Source organism: Hazenella coriacea (assembly GCF_004341825.1).
Lineage (GTDB): Bacteria > Bacillota > Bacilli > Thermoactinomycetales > Thermoactinomycetaceae > Hazenella > Hazenella coriacea.
In genome coordinates this window covers 164209-182719 of the sequence record NZ_SMAG01000005.1, presented here as the reverse complement: position 1 = coordinate 182719, position 18511 = coordinate 164209, and the positions used below count along the sequence as shown (strand labels likewise).

20 protein-coding genes and 1 rRNA gene are annotated in these 18511 nt (G+C 38.1%); 17 read left to right on the top strand and 4 right to left on the bottom strand.

Annotation, left to right across the window (positions count from 1 at the left end):
* The 10 genes from rrf to EDD58_RS10545 form a co-directional block, all read left to right on the top strand.
* Positions 1–102, top strand: a 5S ribosomal RNA gene (gene rrf, locus EDD58_RS10590); the annotation flags it as partial.
* A 303-nt stretch (positions 103–405) separates the two neighbouring features.
* Positions 406–1185, top strand: coding sequence for a sulfite exporter TauE/SafE family protein (locus tag EDD58_RS10585; protein ID WP_131925382.1), 780 nt, complete (start codon positions 406–408; stop codon positions 1183–1185).
* 39 nt (positions 1186–1224) lie between these two features.
* A complete protein-coding gene (locus EDD58_RS10580) occupies positions 1225–1548 on the top strand; it encodes a rhodanese-like domain-containing protein (RefSeq protein ID WP_131925380.1) in 324 nt (107 codons plus the stop codon).
* A 4-nt stretch (positions 1549–1552) separates the two neighbouring features.
* On the top strand, positions 1553–2116 hold the full coding sequence (locus tag EDD58_RS10575) for a sulfurtransferase TusA family protein (RefSeq protein ID WP_131925378.1): 564 nt from the start codon (positions 1553–1555) through the stop codon (positions 2114–2116).
* Between the two features lie 14 nt (positions 2117–2130).
* Positions 2131–2520 carry a DsrE/DsrF/DrsH-like family protein gene (locus EDD58_RS10570; protein WP_131925376.1) on the top strand — a complete coding sequence of 130 codons (390 nt, stop codon included), beginning with the start codon at positions 2131–2133 and terminating at the stop codon, positions 2518–2520.
* Positions 2521–2533: 13 nt separating this feature from the next.
* The gene (locus EDD58_RS10565) at positions 2534–2761 is read left to right on the top strand and encodes a sulfurtransferase TusA family protein (RefSeq protein ID WP_131925374.1); all 228 of its coding nucleotides are present in this window, start codon (positions 2534–2536) and stop codon (positions 2759–2761) included.
* Positions 2762–2930: 169 nt separating this feature from the next.
* Positions 2931–3563 carry a DsbA family oxidoreductase gene (locus EDD58_RS10560; RefSeq protein ID WP_165875935.1) on the top strand — a complete coding sequence of 211 codons (633 nt, stop codon included), beginning with the start codon at positions 2931–2933 and terminating at the stop codon, positions 3561–3563.
* Between the two features lie 285 nt (positions 3564–3848).
* A complete protein-coding gene (gene trxB, locus EDD58_RS10555; RefSeq protein WP_131925370.1) occupies positions 3849–4793 on the top strand; it encodes a thioredoxin-disulfide reductase in 945 nt (314 codons plus the stop codon).
* 457 nt (positions 4794–5250) lie between these two features.
* A complete protein-coding gene (locus tag EDD58_RS10550; protein ID WP_207903292.1) occupies positions 5251–7464 on the top strand; it encodes a ribonucleoside-diphosphate reductase subunit alpha in 2214 nt (737 codons plus the stop codon).
* 26 nt (positions 7465–7490) lie between these two features.
* Positions 7491–8525, top strand: a complete 1035-nt coding sequence (locus EDD58_RS10545) for a ribonucleotide-diphosphate reductase subunit beta (protein ID WP_131925366.1) — start codon at positions 7491–7493, stop codon at positions 8523–8525.
* Between the two features lie 45 nt (positions 8526–8570).
* On the opposite strand, the gene EDD58_RS14905 is transcribed toward EDD58_RS10545, so the two are convergent.
* Entirely contained in the window at positions 8571–8735 is a 165-nt protein-coding gene (locus tag EDD58_RS14905; protein ID WP_165875934.1) for a hypothetical protein, read from the bottom strand.
* Between the two features lie 85 nt (positions 8736–8820).
* Between EDD58_RS14905 and EDD58_RS10540 the strand changes: the two genes are divergently transcribed.
* Both EDD58_RS10540 and EDD58_RS10535 read left to right on the top strand, forming a co-directional pair.
* A complete protein-coding gene (locus tag EDD58_RS10540) occupies positions 8821–9219 on the top strand; it encodes a pyrophosphohydrolase domain-containing protein (RefSeq protein WP_131925364.1) in 399 nt (132 codons plus the stop codon).
* 434 nt (positions 9220–9653) lie between these two features.
* Entirely contained in the window at positions 9654–10259 is a 606-nt protein-coding gene (locus tag EDD58_RS10535; RefSeq protein ID WP_131925362.1) for a DUF4291 domain-containing protein, read from the top strand.
* Positions 10260–10325: 66 nt separating this feature from the next.
* On the opposite strand, the gene EDD58_RS10530 is transcribed toward EDD58_RS10535, so the two are convergent.
* From EDD58_RS10530 to EDD58_RS10520, 3 genes are all read right to left on the bottom strand, one after another.
* Positions 10326–11288 carry an MBL fold metallo-hydrolase gene (locus tag EDD58_RS10530; RefSeq protein ID WP_131925360.1) on the bottom strand — a complete coding sequence of 321 codons (963 nt, stop codon included), beginning with the start codon at positions 11286–11288 and terminating at the stop codon, positions 10326–10328.
* Between the two features lie 305 nt (positions 11289–11593).
* A complete protein-coding gene (locus EDD58_RS10525; RefSeq protein ID WP_131925358.1) occupies positions 11594–12073 on the bottom strand; it encodes a DUF2231 domain-containing protein in 480 nt (159 codons plus the stop codon).
* 27 nt (positions 12074–12100) lie between these two features.
* Complete coding sequence (locus tag EDD58_RS10520) at positions 12101–12820, bottom strand: VIT1/CCC1 transporter family protein (protein WP_131925356.1); 720 nt, start codon at positions 12818–12820, stop codon at positions 12101–12103.
* A 242-nt stretch (positions 12821–13062) separates the two neighbouring features.
* On the opposite strand from EDD58_RS10520, the gene EDD58_RS10515 reads away from it, so the two are divergent.
* The 5 genes from EDD58_RS10515 (at position 13063) to EDD58_RS15040 (ending at position 18306) form a co-directional block, all read left to right on the top strand.
* Positions 13063–14424: an aspartate aminotransferase family protein gene (locus EDD58_RS10515; protein ID WP_131925354.1), complete on the top strand. Its 1362-nt coding sequence runs from the start codon at positions 13063–13065 to the stop codon at positions 14422–14424.
* A complete protein-coding gene (locus tag EDD58_RS10510) occupies positions 14399–15307 on the top strand; it encodes a MurR/RpiR family transcriptional regulator (protein WP_131925352.1) in 909 nt (302 codons plus the stop codon). The genes EDD58_RS10515 and EDD58_RS10510 overlap by 26 nt, the downstream gene beginning before the upstream one ends.
* Positions 15308–15543: 236 nt before the next feature.
* Positions 15544–16023: a GNAT family N-acetyltransferase gene (locus EDD58_RS10505; RefSeq protein WP_424321664.1), complete on the top strand. Its 480-nt coding sequence runs from the start codon at positions 15544–15546 to the stop codon at positions 16021–16023.
* A gap of 289 nt (positions 16024–16312) precedes the next feature.
* Entirely contained in the window at positions 16313–17104 is a 792-nt protein-coding gene (locus EDD58_RS10500) for a M23 family metallopeptidase (protein WP_131925350.1), read from the top strand.
* Between the two features lie 26 nt (positions 17105–17130).
* The gene (locus EDD58_RS15040; protein ID WP_207903291.1) at positions 17131–18306 is read left to right on the top strand and encodes an SH3 domain-containing protein; all 1176 of its coding nucleotides are present in this window, start codon (positions 17131–17133) and stop codon (positions 18304–18306) included.
* The last annotated feature ends 205 nt before the right edge of the window (positions 18307–18511 follow it).

The following is an 18511-nucleotide window of genomic DNA, read 5'->3' as shown; positions in this document are numbered from 1 at the left end:
GGAGGGGATCCACTCGTTCCCATCCCGAACACGACCGTTAAGCCCTCCAGCGCCGATGGTACTTGGGGTGCAGACCCCTGGGAGAGTAGGACGTTACCAGGCGAAAAACCGTGAGAATCTAATAATTCTCACGGTTTTTTGTTCTAATATAAAGTCTTAATAGTACGAAAAGGGAAAAGGGGTTGACTTTCGGTTGAGAGAGAGGTTAATATATAGATACCCCATTGGGTATGTAGGCGTTATTTTTTTGAGTTCTTTTATACCCATATAGGTATATTGGTGGCTCTTAAAATATCGTGTGAGACAGATTTTCTATTCAAAAGAGTGTTGTTGAGCCTTTAGAGTGAAGAAATCTAATGAGACAAATGCTAGGTGATTCTTAAGCGTAGATGAGGAGATTCGTTTGTGACTGTTTCACTTTTAATAACATTGTTCTTAATCGGTTTTATAGGCTCCTTTATTTCTGGATTGGTTGGAATTGGCGGCTCAATCATTAAATACCCCATGCTTTTGTACATTCCTCCAGCATTGGGAGTAGCCATCTTTACAGCTCATGAAGTATCAGGAATTAGTGCGATTCAGGTTTTCTTTGCCACCCTTTCAGGTGTGTTTGCTTTACGAAAGGAAAAACTGATTCATGTCCAATTAGTTATTTATATGGGTGTTGCAATTATCATAGGCAGTTTTCTAGGAGCATATGGTGGTAAATTTTTATCTGGAGAAACAATTAACTTTATTTACGTTGTTCTTGCTTCGATTGCTGCGGTTATGATGTTTATCCCTAAACAAGGTTCAGAAGAGATTCCGTTGAACCAAGTTGATTTTAACCGCTGGATTGCTGTCATTTCAGCATTAATTGTAGGGATCTCTTCAGGTATTGTAGGAGCTGCTGGAGCATTTATTCTTGTACCAATCATGTTGTTAATCTTAAAAATACCTACAAGAGTGACGATCGCTTCTTCGCTTGCAATCACATTTATTTCATCGATTGGCTCCACAGTTGGAAAAGTATTAGCTGGAGATATTCTGTTTTGGCCAGCAATAGTTATGGTGATTGCAAGTATAATTGCAGCACCATTGGGGGCAAAACTAAGTACACGATTAAATACGACATTTTTAAAAGGGTTACTTGCAGTTCTAATTATGGGTACAGCTATTAAAATTTGGCTTGAGATCTTGTCTTAATACTGACAGGGACCGAGATTGAGCAGAGGAGTTTTGAAAATGAGCAAATGGGCAGAAATCACAACCAAGGAAGTTGAAAAACTCCTTAAAGATGGTAAAGAAATACAATTGATTGATGTCAGAGAGGTTGAAGAATATAGGAGTGGTCATATTAGAGGTGCACAATTAATTCCTTTGGGGCAATTAGATGTCCGTTTAGATGAAATAGATCCAAATAAAGAAACCATCTTAGTTTGTCGAAGTGGAGCTAGAAGTGGTCGTGCATGTGACTATTTGGCTGATCATGGGTATAAGAAGGTCAAAAATATGGCTGGTGGCATGTTAGATTGGCAAGGAAAAGTGTTAACCATGGATGGGGAGTGAAAAAATGTCTATCAAAGTTGATTTACAAGTAGATGCGAAAGGTTTGTCCTGCCCGATGCCGATAGTGAGAACCAAAAAAGCAATGGATCAATTGCAAGCGGGTCAAGTGCTTGAATTATTGGCGACAGACCCTGGTTCTTATGCAGATATTCAAGGCTGGGCCAAAAGTACTGGGCATCATTATCTAGGGACGCAACAAGAAGGGGATGTCCTCAAACATTATTTACGTAAAGCCAATGACGTTGAGGGGAAAGAAATAAAGTTTCCACACACAATTTCTCCTGAAGAATTGAATGCTAAACTAGAAAAAAACGAAGGTGTAATTCTTGATGTTCGTGAGCCAGCAGAGTATGCATTTGGACATATTCCTGGTGCAATTTCAATTCCGTATGGAGAATTAGAAAAAAGAATGGGTGAACTCAACCCAGATGAGGATATTTATGTGGTATGTCGAACGGGCAATCGTAGTGATTTAGCCTCACAACTGTTAAGTGAAAAAGGATTTAAAACTGTAAAAAATGTAACAAGTGGGATGGAAGATTGGAAAGGTCCCATCGAAAAAGATTAATGGAGGACGATTCAATGAAAGTAGCAATTATCGCAAGTAATGGTGGTATGTTTGATGCTTATAAAGTCTTTAATATTGCTACAGCAGCTGCTGCTACCGATGCTAAAGTAGCGATCTTTTTTACTTTTGAAGGACTCAATCTGATTCATAAGCAAGTCCATCAGCAGCTCCCTATGCCTGTAGGAAAAGAACATTTTGCTGAGGGATTCAAAGCTGCCAACGTTCCCCCGATTCCAGAGCTAGTACAAATGGCTTCTGAAATGGGAGTGACGATGATCGCTTGTCAAATGACTATGGATGTTATGAAATTGAATAAAGAAGAGTTTATTGAAGGAATCGATGTGGGTGGAGCCGTCACTTTCTTAGATTTTGCCAAAGATGCAGATGTTACATTAACCTTTTAAGGAGAGATTTTAGATGAATTCAGATCAAGTGTTAGACTGTAAAGGCTTATCTTGTCCAATGCCTATTGTACGTACGAAAAAAGCGATGGATCAAATGGAATCAGGCAAAATTTTAGAGGTTCATACGACTGATGCGGGTTCAAAAAATGATATTACTAGTTGGGCACAATCAACTGGAAATGAGTTACTCGAAAGCAAAGAAGAGAGTGGAACTTATATCTTTAAGATTAAAAAGAAGTAAATGTGATCTAAACCAAGATAAAACAGAGAGGCTGTTTTATCTTGGTTTTTCATAAAAAGATTTATCTCCAACCAGTTTGTAATGTAAACTAAACTGATTCTTATTTAATAATTGTTTTTTAATTGGATTTATGTTAAACTAAATAAAGAAAATACCGGGAGGGGTTTGCGTGAAAATTAGTATTTTCCAAGATACAGTCTGCCCTTGGTGTCGAATTGGTAAAAAATATTTAAAAGAAGCTATTCAACAATGGGAGCAAGAATCTGGCCAACATGTGGAGATTGAGTATCATGCTTATCTTCTTAACCCAGACATTCCTAATGAAGGAAAGCCTTTTAAAAAGTTGATTGAGGAAAAAATGGAAGGCTTCAAAGTTGAGGAAGTATTTCATTCCGTTGTAGAAACTGGGAAAAACGTTGGGTTCCATTTTGACTTTCAAAAAATTGAAGTCATGCCTAATACGATCGCTTCTCATCAGCTGATTAAACTAACCCCACCTGAGAAACAAGAAGAAATGATTGATGCCATTTATGAAGCCTATTTTGACCGAGGGATCAATATAGGTGACTTGGATGAACTATTAAAAATTGCTGTGCAACATGGACTAGATCAAGAAGAAGTTCGTCATCAACTCACGACTGAAGCACATATAAATGAAGTGCAGAAGGATCTGGATCTTGCTCGTGAATACCAAATAAGAGGAGTTCCTTTTATTGTTATCAATGATGAGTTAGGATTATCTGGGGCGCAGTCACCCGAATCTATTCTTCGTGTGTTTAGAGAGACACAAGGAAATTCATAAAATTTTAAATATGAAACAATAATAATCCATGGTAAGCTATTTATGATATGAACCATTTTACTATGGAGTTGAGTCTTTTGATATCCTTTGATTCACACAGGGGATTGTTTTAAATAGTTTTAAAATAATATTTTTATGGATTTGTTTAGGTGTGCGGATGATCGGGAAAGATAACAAACCGGGACGCTATTTGTTATGAGGCATGAAGGAGTTTCATGAATAGAATGGTTAATACTATTGATGTTTTCTACATATGAGTTTTACTAAATCAGGAGGACGAGTGACATGAATAAAGTTGTTGTTCTAGGTACTGGACCAGCAGGTTTAACTGCAGCCATTTATCTGGCACGTGCAAATATGAATCCACTGGTGATTGAAGGACCAGAACCAGGTGGTCAGTTAACCACAACTACAGATGTGGAGAACTTCCCTGGCTTTCCTGAGGGAATTCTAGGCCCTGAGTTAATGGAAAATATGCGTAAACAAGCAGAACGATTTGGTACACAGTTTAAACGTGGATGGGTGAAAAAGGTAGATCTATCAAATCGTCCATTTAAAATCTTTATGGGTGATGAAGTGATTGAAACCGAATCACTGATTTTATCTACAGGGGCTTCTGCTAAATTGTTACAAATTCCAGGCGAAAAAGAAAATATCGGGCAAGGTGTAAGTACATGTGCTACTTGTGACGGATTCTTTTTCCGTGGTAAGAAGATCATAGTCGTTGGTGGTGGAGATTCAGCTATGGAAGAGGCTAATTTCCTTACCAAATTTGCTACAGAGGTTAACTTAGTTCACCGTCGTGATGAGTTAAGAGCATCAAAAATTATGCAAGAGCGAGCGAAGAACAATCCTAAAATTACTTGGAGCCTAAATCGTACTCCACTTGAAATGATAAAAGGTGAACAAGGAATAAAAGGGTTAAAAGTAAAAAATAATGCAACGGGCGAAGAGGAAACCATTGAGGCGGATGGAATCTTTGTGTCAATTGGTCACAAACCGAACACGGACTTTTTAGAAGGTCAAGTAGAAACCAATGAAGTTGGATATATTGTTGTCAAACCAGGTACGACTCAAACCAGTGTTGCGGGTGTGTTCGCCTGTGGTGACGTGCAGGATCAACATTATCGTCAAGCAATCACTGCAGCAGGAACTGGCTGTATGGCAGCTTTGGATTGTGAACGTTTCCTCGAAGGCAGTGCAACTCATGATTGGAGTAAGAGCCTATAAAAGGGTGAAAACAGACTGAATCTAATTTCAGTCTGTTTTTTTGTGAGAAGACATAAATAGAGACAGATAAGGAAGGCGGGGTGGGATCATAAAGCTTAGGTAAATCCATAGGACTCCCTTCAAGGAAAGCACAAATCCTCTTCCGAAGTGAAAAAGCTAATAGCTATTTCCAATTGTTCAATTTCATCCCAAAAAAGTGATTGATTTATCCCTTGGGGTTAGATTAATTAAGCAACATATAAAAGACAATGAAACTTTGTTAATAAGCAATACTTTTTCTTTCTTCGCGTCGTCAACTACGAAATCAAATAGATAGCTAGAGAATGGGTCATGTATGATGTAAGAATCATGACCTATTGTCGTTCAACGGATATATAAAACTGTTTTAGAGGTTTGCACTATATCTAGTATCAGATATACTACAATAGCGACTATATATAGATCGGGCGTGATTAGTTTGTTAAGTATATCAGAATATCCGTTATTGAATTCTCTAGAGGCATTCATCGACGATATTTTTAAGAATTATACACATTTGAGCAAGGATGAATGGTTAAAGGAAACAAAAGCTCAGCTTCATTCTGAGATGACTTCTGTAGAGATTATTCAAACAATGATTCAAGTTGCCGTTGAAAAAACAAGTGCTGAACAGCCAGATTGGCAGTATGTAGCTGCTAGGATGCTAGCAAATCATTTATATCACCAAGCTGCTCAAAATCGTTTATATGATCCCTCTAAGCGGTATGGAAGCTTATATCAACTCATACATAGGTTAACAGAGCAAGGCCTTTATGGATCTTATTTATTGGCATCGTATACTCAAGAACAAATTCAAGAATTAGAAGATTATATTGTTCCTGAGCGTGACCATTTATTTACCTATATTGGCTTAAAAGTACTTTCAGATCGTTATTTAGTAAGAGATTTTCAAGAGCATATTATGGAGCTCCCACAAGAACGAATGATGATCATTGCGATGCACCTAGCACAGAAGGAAAAGCAGCGAGTGGGTTGGGCGAAACAGTTTTATGATGTGCTTTCCAAGTTAGAGCTTACTGTTGCTACTCCGACTTTAACCAATGCAGGTAAGCCATTACACCAACTCTCTTCTTGTTTTATTGATACGGTTGATGATTCTCTTTGGTCGATTTATAACACCAATACTTCAGCGGCACAAGTCTCTAAGCATGGTGGAGGAGTAGGAATCTACCTTGGAAAGGTTCGTTCTAAAGGTTCCAAAATTCGAGGTCACAAGGGAGCATCAGGTGGTGTCATTCCTTGGATTCGTAACTATAACAATACAGCTGTTGCCGTTGATCAGTTAGGTGTTCGTCGCGGTGCATTTGCGATTTACTTAGATGTTTGGCATGCAGACATTCTCGATTTTCTCTATCTAAAAACCAATAATGGAGATGATCGTTTAAAAGCACATGATATTTTCCCAGGTGTTTGTGTGCCAGATTTATTTATGAAAAAGGTAAAAGAACGGGCTCATTGGTATTTATTTGATCCGTACGAAGTGCGTGAAGTGATGGGTTACTCCTTAGAAGATTCGTGGGGAGAAGAGTTTGAGCGTAAATATGAGGAGTGTGTGGCTCATCCTGAATTGGAAAAAACGGAGATTCCAGCCCTTGAAATCATGAAGCGAATCATGGTAAGTGCTTTTGAAACAGGTACACCATTTATTTTCTTCCGCGATACAGTAAATCGTGCTAACCCTAACAATCATTTAGGGATGATCTATTCTTCCAATCTATGTACGGAGATTTGTCAAAATATGTCCGCGACTGAATTTGTCAGTGAGGAATTGGAAGATGGAGTGATTGTAACAAAGCAAAAACCAGGAGATTTTGTCGTATGCAATCTTTCATCTGTTCATTTAGGTCGAATTGAACAACTTGAGGATCTTGAGCGAGTCATTTCTGTTCAGATGCGGATGTTGGACAATGTCATTGATCTTAACATCTATCCTGTTCGCCAAGCTGAACAGACGAACAAAAAATATCGAGCTGTGGGATTGGGAACCAGTGGCTATCATCAATACCTTGCTCAACATAAGATCATGTGGGAATCTGAAGAACATGTAGAAGAAGCTGACCGTTTGTTCGAAGAGATTGCTTATCAGTCCATTCAAGCTTCGATGAATTTAGCTAAAGAAAAAGGAGCTTACCCTGGATTTAAGGGAAGCGAATGGGAGACAGGAGCATTTTTTGACAAGCGTGGATATACAAGCGAACGTTGGCAACAGCTACGAACACAGGTAGCTACATACGGACTTCGCAATGCTTGGGTGATGGCGATCGCTCCAACGGGTTCCACTTCGTTGATCGCGGGTTCAACCGCAGGAATTGATCCTGTATTTGCTAAGTTTTTTATTGAAGAAAAGAGAGGAGCAATTATTCCACAGACGGCTCCTAACTTAAGTTCAGAAACGACTTGGTATTACAAAGAAGCACATCAGATCGACCAATATTGGAGTATACGAGCTGCGGGCAAACGGCAACGTCATATTGACCAATCTCAATCTTTTAACTTGTATATCACACCCAATACGAGTGCCAAAGAGTTCTTAGATTTGTATGTACAAGCTTGGGAAAATGGTTTAAAAACGATTTATTATGTACGAAATCAATCTGTAGATGTCGAAGAATGTGTAAGTTGTTCATCTTAAGCTAAACTTAGAAAGGAGATACAATTTTGGAATCGCTACACAGAAAAAAGATTTTTAATGAAGAGGGAGTTCGTGGAACCCAACGTTTAATCAATGGGAATACAACGAACCTAAGAGAATGGAACCGGATTAAGTATGATTGGGCTCATAAGTTGTATCGAACGATGTTAAATAACTTTTGGATTCCTGAGGAGATCCCGTTAGCGGGTGATGCCAAACAGTTTCCCGAGTTAAGTAAGGAAGAGCGACGTGGTTTTGATAAAACGATTTCATTCTTGAATTTTTTAGACTCTATTCAAGGAGAAAACTTGCCTAATATCAATGAATATGTGACAGCACCTGAAGTGTGCTCACTGTTAAATATCCAAGCTTTTCAAGAGGAAATCCATGCCCAATCATACAGCTATATCTTAGATAGTGTCTGCTCACCAGAGACACGAGAAGGAATTTATGATGAATGGCGCAACGATGAACATTTGTTGAGCCGGAATCGTTTTATTGCCGATCTTTATCAGCAATTTGTAGACTATAAAGATGATGTACATTTTGTGCGGACTTGTATGGCCAACTTTTTACTAGAGTCTTTATACTTCTACAGTGGTTTCTCTTTTTTCTATGCATTGGCACGGATGGGCAAAATGACAGCTACAGCAACAATTATTAAATATATTCAACGAGATGAGTTAACACATGTCGTGTTATTCCAAAACATGATCAAAGAATTGCGTAAGGAAAATCCAGATTTGTTTAAACCAGAAATGATTCAAGAGTTACGCGAAATGACTCGTACTGCTGTGGAGCATGAAATTAGTTGGGGACAATACCTAACTAATAATCATATTCAAGGGTTAACCAATGACCTGATTGATAAATACATCAAGTTTTTAGCAAATGAGCGACTCAGTCGATTGGGAATAGATATTTTGTATCCAGAGATAACAACTCACCCGATGAAATGGGTGGAAAGCTTTTCTAATTTAAATGCGACGAAAACAGACTTTTTCGAGCAAAAAGTGACCAACTATACAAAAGCTAGCACCCTTGATTTTAGTGATTTATAAAACCAACAACCACCTCTCTGTGATCTGAGAGGTGGTTGTTGGTAATTAAGTTAAATAGTCCAAAAGAAAATAAAAAGCAATATAGGCGATCGCGAGTCGATATGCAAAATGAAACCAGTTCTTACGATTGGATCGCACTGCTTGCACTCCCGTAAAAACGGCATGTACGAGGATCAGGACTAAGGCCAACTGAAGGATAAATAACAACAAAATCTACACCTCCTTATCAGAGAATTATTCAGATTGTGTAAGGGATATGATTTTTGTTAGCAGATCGACAAAGGAGAAATGAAAGATGGATCAAGCGTGGGAACAGGTGAGAGAATTTCATAGGAGGTTTGGCTCACCTCATCGAGCTACACCTGAAAAGCTAACTTCTGAACGAGTGGAAGTGCGTACTCAATGGCTTTTAGAGGAGATTCAGGAGTTTCAAGAGGCAAACTCTATGGTTGACCAAGCAGATGCAATGATTGATTTGCTTTACTTTACATTGGGGACGCTCGTAGAGATGGGAGTGCGTCCAGAAACATTGTTTCAGATTGTTCATCAAGCCAATATGGATAAATGTTGGGAGGATGGACAACCACGATTTCGCGAATCAGATGGAAAGGTTATTAAGCCGCCTACATGGGAAGATCCACAACCAAAATTAACAGAGGAAATAGAACGACAGAAGAGACAGAGTGTGAAGTAGTTATGTGGATACTTGTATAACTGGAATATGAAAGAGCCTACAATCAACTATGGATAGGCTCTTATCAAACCTATTTTATCGATAAAATTGTATATTGCTCGATATCTTTGACGATCTGATAGATGGATTGTTGCCAAAAATCTTGCTGAGAAAGGTCTAGATGAAAGTGATGGTTAGCTAACTCTTCGATCGGTCTTGTTCCTGATTCTCTCAGAAAAGAATTTAACTTCTGGGCAAATTGTTTTCCTTCACCCTTGGCTTTTTTTAGAAGACCTATACTAAATAAATAGCCAAAAGTATAAGGGTAATTGTAGAAAGGTATATCTGAGCTATAAAAATGTACAGCTTTTTAAAAAGGTATTACTTTTAATAAATAAACTAGTTTGTTAAGCAAACTGATTAAATCTTATTAACGATAAAGAAAGGAATATACCATGAATTTAGTAACTGAACCCTATCATTTGCAACAAGAGCGATGGCCTAACACTGGAAATCATATTTTGGCACAGTATGATGATGAAACAATCATTGTATATCAAGCGTACCATCCAACAATTGCATCCTTTGCTATCAAACATGGATATTTTGGAGGACCGTTTAAGTTGTCACGGATGAGTTGGATCAAAACCAACTTTTTGTGGATGATGTATCGGTCAGGATGGGGGAGAAAGGAAAATCAAGAGGTTACTTTAGCCATCCGACTAAAAAGGGCTGCATTTGAGAAAATCTTAACTGTAGCTGTACATAGCCAGTTTGTCTCTAAAATCTATCATACGAAGGAACAATGGAAAAAAGAGTTGCAGGAATCTGAAGTTCGTTTACAGTGGGACCCAGATCATGATCCAACCGGTAATAAAGTGGAGCGAAGAGCGATTCAGTTAGGATTATCAGGTTCATTTCTGGAGAAGTATGCACGTGAGTGGATTGTTGAGATTCAAGACATCTCATCCTTTGTAGAAGAGCAGAGAAAGGTAGCCAATCCACCATTTACAGAGCTGATCATGCCTAAAGAAGACATTTATCCCATTGATAATGAATGAAAGAATAGCTACAAAACAGCCTAGTTCTCTTGAAGAAAACTAGGCTGTTGATATGGTTTAAAGCTCTTATGCCATGCTAGCACCTGTGGACCAGAATTGATGCTGCTCTAAGAAATGGGCAAGGTTTTTATTGTAAAATTGTGGTGTTTTCCAATGATAGTATTCTTTCGGTACTGGGATCGAATTTGCATCTTGGCTGGTGATCCCTTTAGCTAAGAGTTGTTTAACTTTATCCAGCAGGTGCTCCATATAATGACGAAGAGGATGAAGCACTTTTTTATTAGCGATAGGTCCGTGTCCAGGTACGAACTGATTTACATTCATTCGTTCAATCTGCTTAAGGATGTTGATCCACTTTAATGGATTTCCAGAGATCAATAAGGGGTGAGAATGAACGAATAGAAGGTCTCCCATAAAGACAATACCATCATCAGGTAGATAAAGGATCGTGTCGCTAGCGGTATGACCACCTTCGAAGGAAAGGAGCTCCACACTTCGCTCTGAACCATGAATTTCGAGTTTTGTATCAAAGGTAACAGAGGGGAGAACCAATTCAAAATTTGATAGTGTGTTAAATAAAACTTTCCGATCTTGTAACTCATGTTTCAAACCTTGAATCATTTGTTTATCAAGTGTAGAAGAAATACGTGTCTCTATGGAATCAAGGTATTGGGATAAATCCTTTTGAAAAAACTCCTTGTTGGCAAATAGATTTTGTTTCATGTAGTCTCGAGTCACTTTGGTTGAGATCATGGTCGCATCTGAAAAGACTTGATTGCCTAGTGTATGGTCATCATGCCAATGGCTATTTACCACAGATGTAACAGGCTTGCCAGTTAAGTGTTCAGCTGCTTTTTTTAAATCAGCCGCAGCGATAGGTGTGAGAAAGGTATCAAAGACAAGCGTATGGTCTCCAAGATTTACAAAACCAGCGTTGCTAAAACCGCCTACTCCATCTTTGACAACAGCAGCATAAACGCCTTTTGTCAGTTCCTCTAAGTGAAAATAGGAAGAAGAATTTTTGTTCATATGACGGGTCTCCTTTGATTGAATATTGACAAATTTCAAACAAATAATCAGGAAGTCTGAATGATATTCGAATTTCAAAAGGCTTGTAATACTATAAAGAGAATGATGAGAATAAATAAATTGAAAAAATAAGAGATAATACCTATGTTAAAGTATCTAATTTTCATAAATCAACAAGTGAAATTGCCCAAAAAGATGCGTATTGCTTAATCATCTGAAGATAAATCGTTCAGGGTCTTGAATAGTGGTTATTTGGGGTGAATGTAACGACTTGATGAATTGCCCAATTGCATCTTAGTTATCCGTTAATCAGCTTCTATATTCGTCTGGATCGATGGGTTTACATAATTTCCATTTACTTTTACCCCAACACCTTGATTGTAAACCATTTTTCCTCCATAAAAACCAGTCACTGAAACAAGTGTGCCAATCAAAAGTGAGAGAATGAGGTAAGTAGTTAAAAGAAACCTTTTAAAAGTGTTCATTTGATACCAGACCCACAGTCGAAGAACGATCATTAGAAGGGTTAACCACATCGTTATATTCCCTAACTTCTCATGGATTTCGATCAAGTCTGTATTTCCATGTGCTAGATCTTCCGGACCAGTAATCACTGCTAATATCGTGCCGAGAGCCGCTACACACCATAGTCCGAATCCTTTACTAGGTTGAATAGCTCTGTTTTTCCAGACTAAAAAGAAATCATAAATAACCCCAATGATAATAAAAGCAATGGGAAAATGAACAAAGATTGGATGAAGATGAGTGATTATTTCTTCAATCATTTTATCAACCTCTTTTGGAAGAATTAGTTAGGATACCCATCTAGCTAGTAAAAAGGCTACTCCAGCAGCTATTCCACCAATTAATGTGGTTTGAAAGGCGCTTTTAAGTGAATGGGTACCCGTGAACTTGCCTTTGATCAAGCCAAACAGAAATAAAACGATTAAAGTGACCGTGACTGACCATTTAAGCGCAGTGGCTACTTCTCCAATTAGAAGGTATGGGAGCAAGGGAATTATCCCACCGATCGCATAGGAAAGTCCAATGATTGAAGCACTTTTCCGCCCACGATTGGCAGCCGATTTATGTAGACCTAATTCAAATCGCATCATAAAATCAACCCACTGTTCAGGATGGTTACGCATTTCCTCAACAATGGCCTGAACTTGTTCCTCTTTTAAATGATAACTGCGAAAGATGTGTGCTACTTCTTCTGCTTCCACCTCAGGTACTGTTTCTATTTCTTTCTTTTCTCTACTTAATTCTGTTTCATAATGTTCTAGCTCTGTTTTAGCTGCTAAATATCCGCCTAAGCCCATTGCAACAGACCCAGCTGCGATCTCGGCTAAGCCCGCCGTTACAATAAGTGAGGAGGTATCGATTGCACCCGTTAGACCTGCAGATAAAGCAAAGGGGACGGTTAGTCCATCGGACATTCCAATCACTATATCTCTTACGGTATCGGAAGCTGTAAAGTGTTGTTCGGAGTGCGGAGACCTTGAAAGCATGGGTTGAACCACTTCCTTCATTATAATTAATCTATAAGATTTCCAAAAATCTCCTTTTCGATACTTCACATCCTCCACTAAACAATGATTTAAAATCAAATGATTTCTTTTGATTATGTACAAAAAGTAAAGAAAAATAGGTTTAAACTCAATCTAAATGCGTTTTATTCCACTCGAATTAATTCGCCTATTGCATATAATGAAATATATATTCCATTATTTATTTATTACGGAATATATATTTCGAAAGAGGAGACCAAATAATGAAAACAAACAGCAATTATTTAGAGAGAACTAAGAAATCTGCAGATTTTTATCATAAGGCGACTCAATTTTTACCTGGGGGTGTAACAGCAAATATTAAGTATTTTGATCCTTATCCCATTGTGATGGAGAGGGCAGATGGAGCCAATCTGTGGGATTTGGATCAAAATGATTATATTGATTACAATCTTTGTTATGGGGCGCTTATTTTAGGTCATGGAAATGAACGGATCATTACGACACTTCAAGAGCAACTCCAACAGATTGGGACCATGATATTTGGAACGCCTCATTGTTTGGAAACCGAGGTGGCTGAAAAGTTAGTTGATCTTTATCCAAGCATTGAATCTGTCCGTTTTACGAATTCTGGGTTAGAGGCGACTCAGTTAGCTATTCGCCTTGCAATGGGATGGACAGGGAGAAAAAAATTAGCAAAGTTTGAAGGGCATTATCATGGAGGATATGATCAAGTACTGATTAGTGTAAACCCATCTCTTCGGGATCAAAATGAACTTCCTGCTTTAAAGGAAGACTCCAGAGGGATTCCTGATTATTACAAAGAAAATACAGTCGTGTTACCATTTAATGATCTTGAACAAACGGAAGAGATCTTAAGTCAATATAAAGATGAGATTGCCGCTGTGATTATGGAGCCCATTCAAGGTGGGTATATTCCCCCAGATCTACACTTTTTAAAAGGATTAAGAGAAATTACCCTAAAGTATGGGATTGTGCTAATATTTGATGAGGTGAAGACAGGATTTCGTGTTGGTTTGTCTGGGGCTCAAGGTCGATATGGAATCACTCCTGATTTAACTGCTCTAGGTAAAGTATTAGGTGGAGGGTTTCCGATTGGGGCGATTGGTGGGCGCAAGGAGATCATGGACTTATGTTCACCTACTGGAGGAGCGGATATTTTAACTACAGATTCCACACGGAATAAAGAACGCTCATCCAATGTTCTGTTTCATAGTGGTACTTATAATGGGCATCCGCTGATTCTTGCTGCGGGCTTGGCGACGATTCAAGCGATTGAAGAAACAGGTGTATATAGCGAATTGGAAAGCAAAACACTTCGTTTACGAGCAGGAATGGAAGATATCATGAATCGTTATGGTTTAAGGGGGCAAACGGTGGGTGAAGGAAGTATCTTTAATATTGTGTTAAGCGAACATCCTGTTAACCAGATTCAAGATGTGTTACGATCTGATTTCTCAGTTCGAAAAGAGCTTGATTTCTCTATACTCAATCAAGGGATCTTTATCAAGCCATTAAACCGTTTCTCGTTATCTATTGCACATACCGATGAAGTGATTAATGAAACTTTAAATCGATTTGAAGCAGGAGTTAAACAACTATGAAGTAGGTGATCCATTGCCAGAATCGAAAGATGTTTTTCAATTAATCCGGGGAAAAAGTAGTGGAATGAGTAAAGCACAACTAAAAATAGCCCGATTCTTGGAAGAAAATTTGGAGACCGCCTCCTTTTTAACTGTTGCGAATATCGCCAAACAAGTGGGAGTAGGAGAAGCAACTGTGGTTCGTTTTGCCACTTATTTGGGGTTTTCGGGGTTTTCTGAGATGCAACAAAGTTTGCAAGCCCAGATTCGTAAGCGTCTTACCACTGTAGACCGGCTTCATCTCGCAGAAGATACTTATTCACATAAGAAACAGTTAGCCATTGAAATCTTAACGGATGATATCACGAATATCCAGCAAACTATCCAAGCATTAGATCTAAAATCATTTGATCAAGCTGTTCATTGGATCAATGAAGCTAAGTCGATCACCATTGTTGCTTTACGAAGCTCTCATTCGTTAGGTTATTTTTTAGAGTTTTACTTACAACTACTCTTGAAGAACACTCACTTGATAGCGGATTCAGATACAATGTTCGAAAAACTAGCGACTCTTGGACCAAGTGATTTAGTGATTGGGTTTAGTTTTTCCAGATATACAGCAAGAACCATCCAAGCGATTGAGTATGTACAAAAAAGAGGAGTAAGAACCTTGGGGATCACGGATCACCATGCTTCTCCTCTAGCGAGAAACTCTGATATTCACTTAGTCGCTTCAAGTAAACTGCCATCTTTTCTAGATTCTTTTGTTGCGCCTTTGAGTTTAATTAACGCTTTGTTAACGGCTGTTGCAGGGTTGAATAAAATGGATATATCAAAACACCTAACTGATTTGGAGCAATTGTGGGAGCAGCAAGGTGTATACAATTCATCTGATTTGAAGTGAAAGTTATTAACTAGCTCATTTTTTGTAGAAACGAGAACTTATAGGGAGAGTTCTCGTTTTTTATGTTTAAGGAGAGATTGAATGTAATGAATAGAATTAATTAACTCAGTAATGTCCATAAAGTTGTTTAAAAAATCCCTGTCCTAGAGTAAAATGAATCTTGTTCGAACATACGTTTTGTACACTTCGTTCGCTTGAAAAAGGGGCTGGAATGAGTGAAAAAAGACAACATTTCATTGAGTTCATCTGTTAGATTAGAACTCTATCATCCGAAGTACGATGAAATTTTGAATCAATTTAGTCTCCCTGAAGAGCAAGTCACCTTTACAGCTTTACCCAAGGAGATGCTCAAAGAGATAGAAAAAAATCAGAACGAAACATCTATTGTAATTACAGCTGACTCTGTACCTGTAGGTTTTTTTGTTCTCCATGCAGGTGATCGAGTTAAAGAATATACAGATCATCCCCATTCGTTATTATTAATTGCTTTTTCTATTGATTATTATCAACAAGGAAAAGGATATGCCAAAAAAGGTCTTTCTTTACTTCATGACTTTGTCTCAAAACATTTTCCTACCACCGATGAAATTGTTTTAGCAGTCAATATGAAAAATATTGCTGCTCGCCAACTATATGAAAAGATAGGTTTTCAAGATCGAGGTGGTAGAAAGATGGGGCCAAAAGGAGAACAATTAATCCTCCATCTTTCGTTATAGAATTATCCATTTACTCTATCTATAACAAAAGTTAACCCATTCCTTTCAAAGAGTGAGATTAACTTTTGTTATAAGATATTTTTTGAATTATTAATAGAATATTTTTATGTAAAAAAAGGAAACGGTAAGATGCTATTCAGTTTTTTCTTCATGGAGCTTGGGTGATATTTTATTATTAGATTATTATTTATTAATTTTCAGGAAATTATTTGATAATAAAAATCTGATAATATATAATTAAATATGTAGTGGATATAGTCAAATAATTACAAAAGGAAGGTGTTTTAAAGTGAAGAAAAAACTTTCTTCTATGTTTGTGATCTGTCTAGTTGCTATTCTAGTACTATTTGGAACCGCTTTTCCTATGCAAACGGTTTCGGCAGCTCCCAGTCATAAAATGCCTGTCCCATGTAATGAAACTTGGAGAGTCGCAACTTGGACTGGGCATAACCCGGCAAATGCAGCTGATTTAAACTGGGGTTCGGGTGATGATGATTTGGGTAAGCCCGTTCTTGCTTCAGCCGCTGGAACAGTCAAATTAGTGAGGGATTTAGGAAATACCAGCTATGGGAAGTATATTATTATTGACCATGGAGGCGGCTATGAGACTCTTTATGCCCATCTAAAAGCATTTAAAGTTTCCCAAGGACAAACAGTCTCCCAAGGACAACAAATTGGTGAAGTAGGAAAATCCGGAACGTCAAGCGCACACTTACATTATGAACAACGGTCGGGCGGTTCTGTGGTGAAAATAGTTTTAGAAGGAAAAGCATTAGCCTATCCAAGTGCGGTTAACATTAAAAGTACAAACTGTGGCGGAACCCAAGATGGTTATCCTGGAAGAGTGCAAACCAATGGAGCGAATCTCAATGTTCGTTCAGGTCCGGGAACTACCTATGATATCGTAGGCTCTTTAGCCAATGGCACTTCAGTGACCATTTCTTGTCAAACTTATGGTGAATATGTAGATGGCTATTATGGGAGAAGTAATCTTTGGAACAAAATCGGCTCCGGAAAATTCATTCCAGATGCATACACATATACAGGCTCCAATGGACAAATCGCTCCCACTTGTAAGTAGAGTAATGGAATAGAGGAGGGAGCATCATGAATAGTTCCAAAATAAGAATTTTATTATTGGTTACTATTTTAGTAGTTGGATTAGGTCTACCATCTACGACTCAAGCAAGTGAATATCCTAGCTTTTTTGGGATTTTTCAAGAAGGTCCCAAAATCCCCTTGATTTCTAGTACGACTAGTGACGCATGGGTTCCGCAGGGTATAGATTATCTACCAGCAAAAAATTGGATGCTGTTCACTTATTATTGGAAACCAGAAGGAACTAAACCAGTTGCTCTAGCAGTAGTAGATTTGGCTACTAATCAACATATCAAAACGGTTTATTTATATGAGACTTCTACCAAGATGCATTCGGGACATGGTAGTGGGGTGACTGTAAGTAAGCAGCATATTTGGCTCTCATCGAATGAAGCTGGGAATAGTAAAAATGTGTTCCAGTTCAAAATTGATGACTTAATTAAAGCTAGCAATGGAGGTAAATTAATAGCTTCCAAGGCTTACAATCTGAAAAGTGCCTCATATGCAACCTATTATGACAATGTGTTATGGATTGGGAAATTTGCTCATGGAAGTGGTGGATTGTGTGATCCAGACCCAAATGGGGGTTATATCTATGGGTACCCATTAAATAGTTACGATGATCTTACATCGACCACTCCTACACATACTTGGAAAACACCAGATCGCATTCAAGGAGCGGTTATGACAGCAGATCGTGTCATTTACAGTCAATCTTGTGGTAGAAATAATGATAGCACTTTGTACACCTATACTAAAGGGAGTACAGGGAAAGAAGTCTATCGAATGACTGCACCAACGATGAGTGAAGAGATTGCGATTGCTGGAAATAATCTGTATGTGAACTTTGAGTCTGGGGCGAAAGAATATCGAGGCAGCGGAAAGTACCCACTATATCATGTTTACTATGCGAATGTTAATACCTATGCAAGTAGAGTGAGTGGTAAAGTAACGACGAATGGAGCTAATCTAAATGTAAGGTCTGGACCAGGCACGAACCATAGCATTGTAGGTTCTTTAGCCAATGGTACTAAAGTAACGATTTCCTGCCAAATTACAGGCGAGTATGTAGATGGTTACTATGGTAGAAGTAATCTTTGGAATAAAATTGGGACTGGAAAGTACATTCCTGATGCTTATACTTACACTGGATTTAATAGCCAGATAGCGCCGACATGTAAATAAAAAGTATGTAGAGATGATGATTGAGCGGATCAACCGCTCTTTTTTATTGAGGTCTTACTTTTAGAATTGGAAGAGATAGTAACCCTTCACAGATGAAATCATATATTTTATTTAGTATTAGGATTCATAAAAAGAAACTGATTGAGTATTATCTTGGTGATAGTTAGGCTGTTATTTATATTTTTGGAAGTCAATGAGTTTTTTG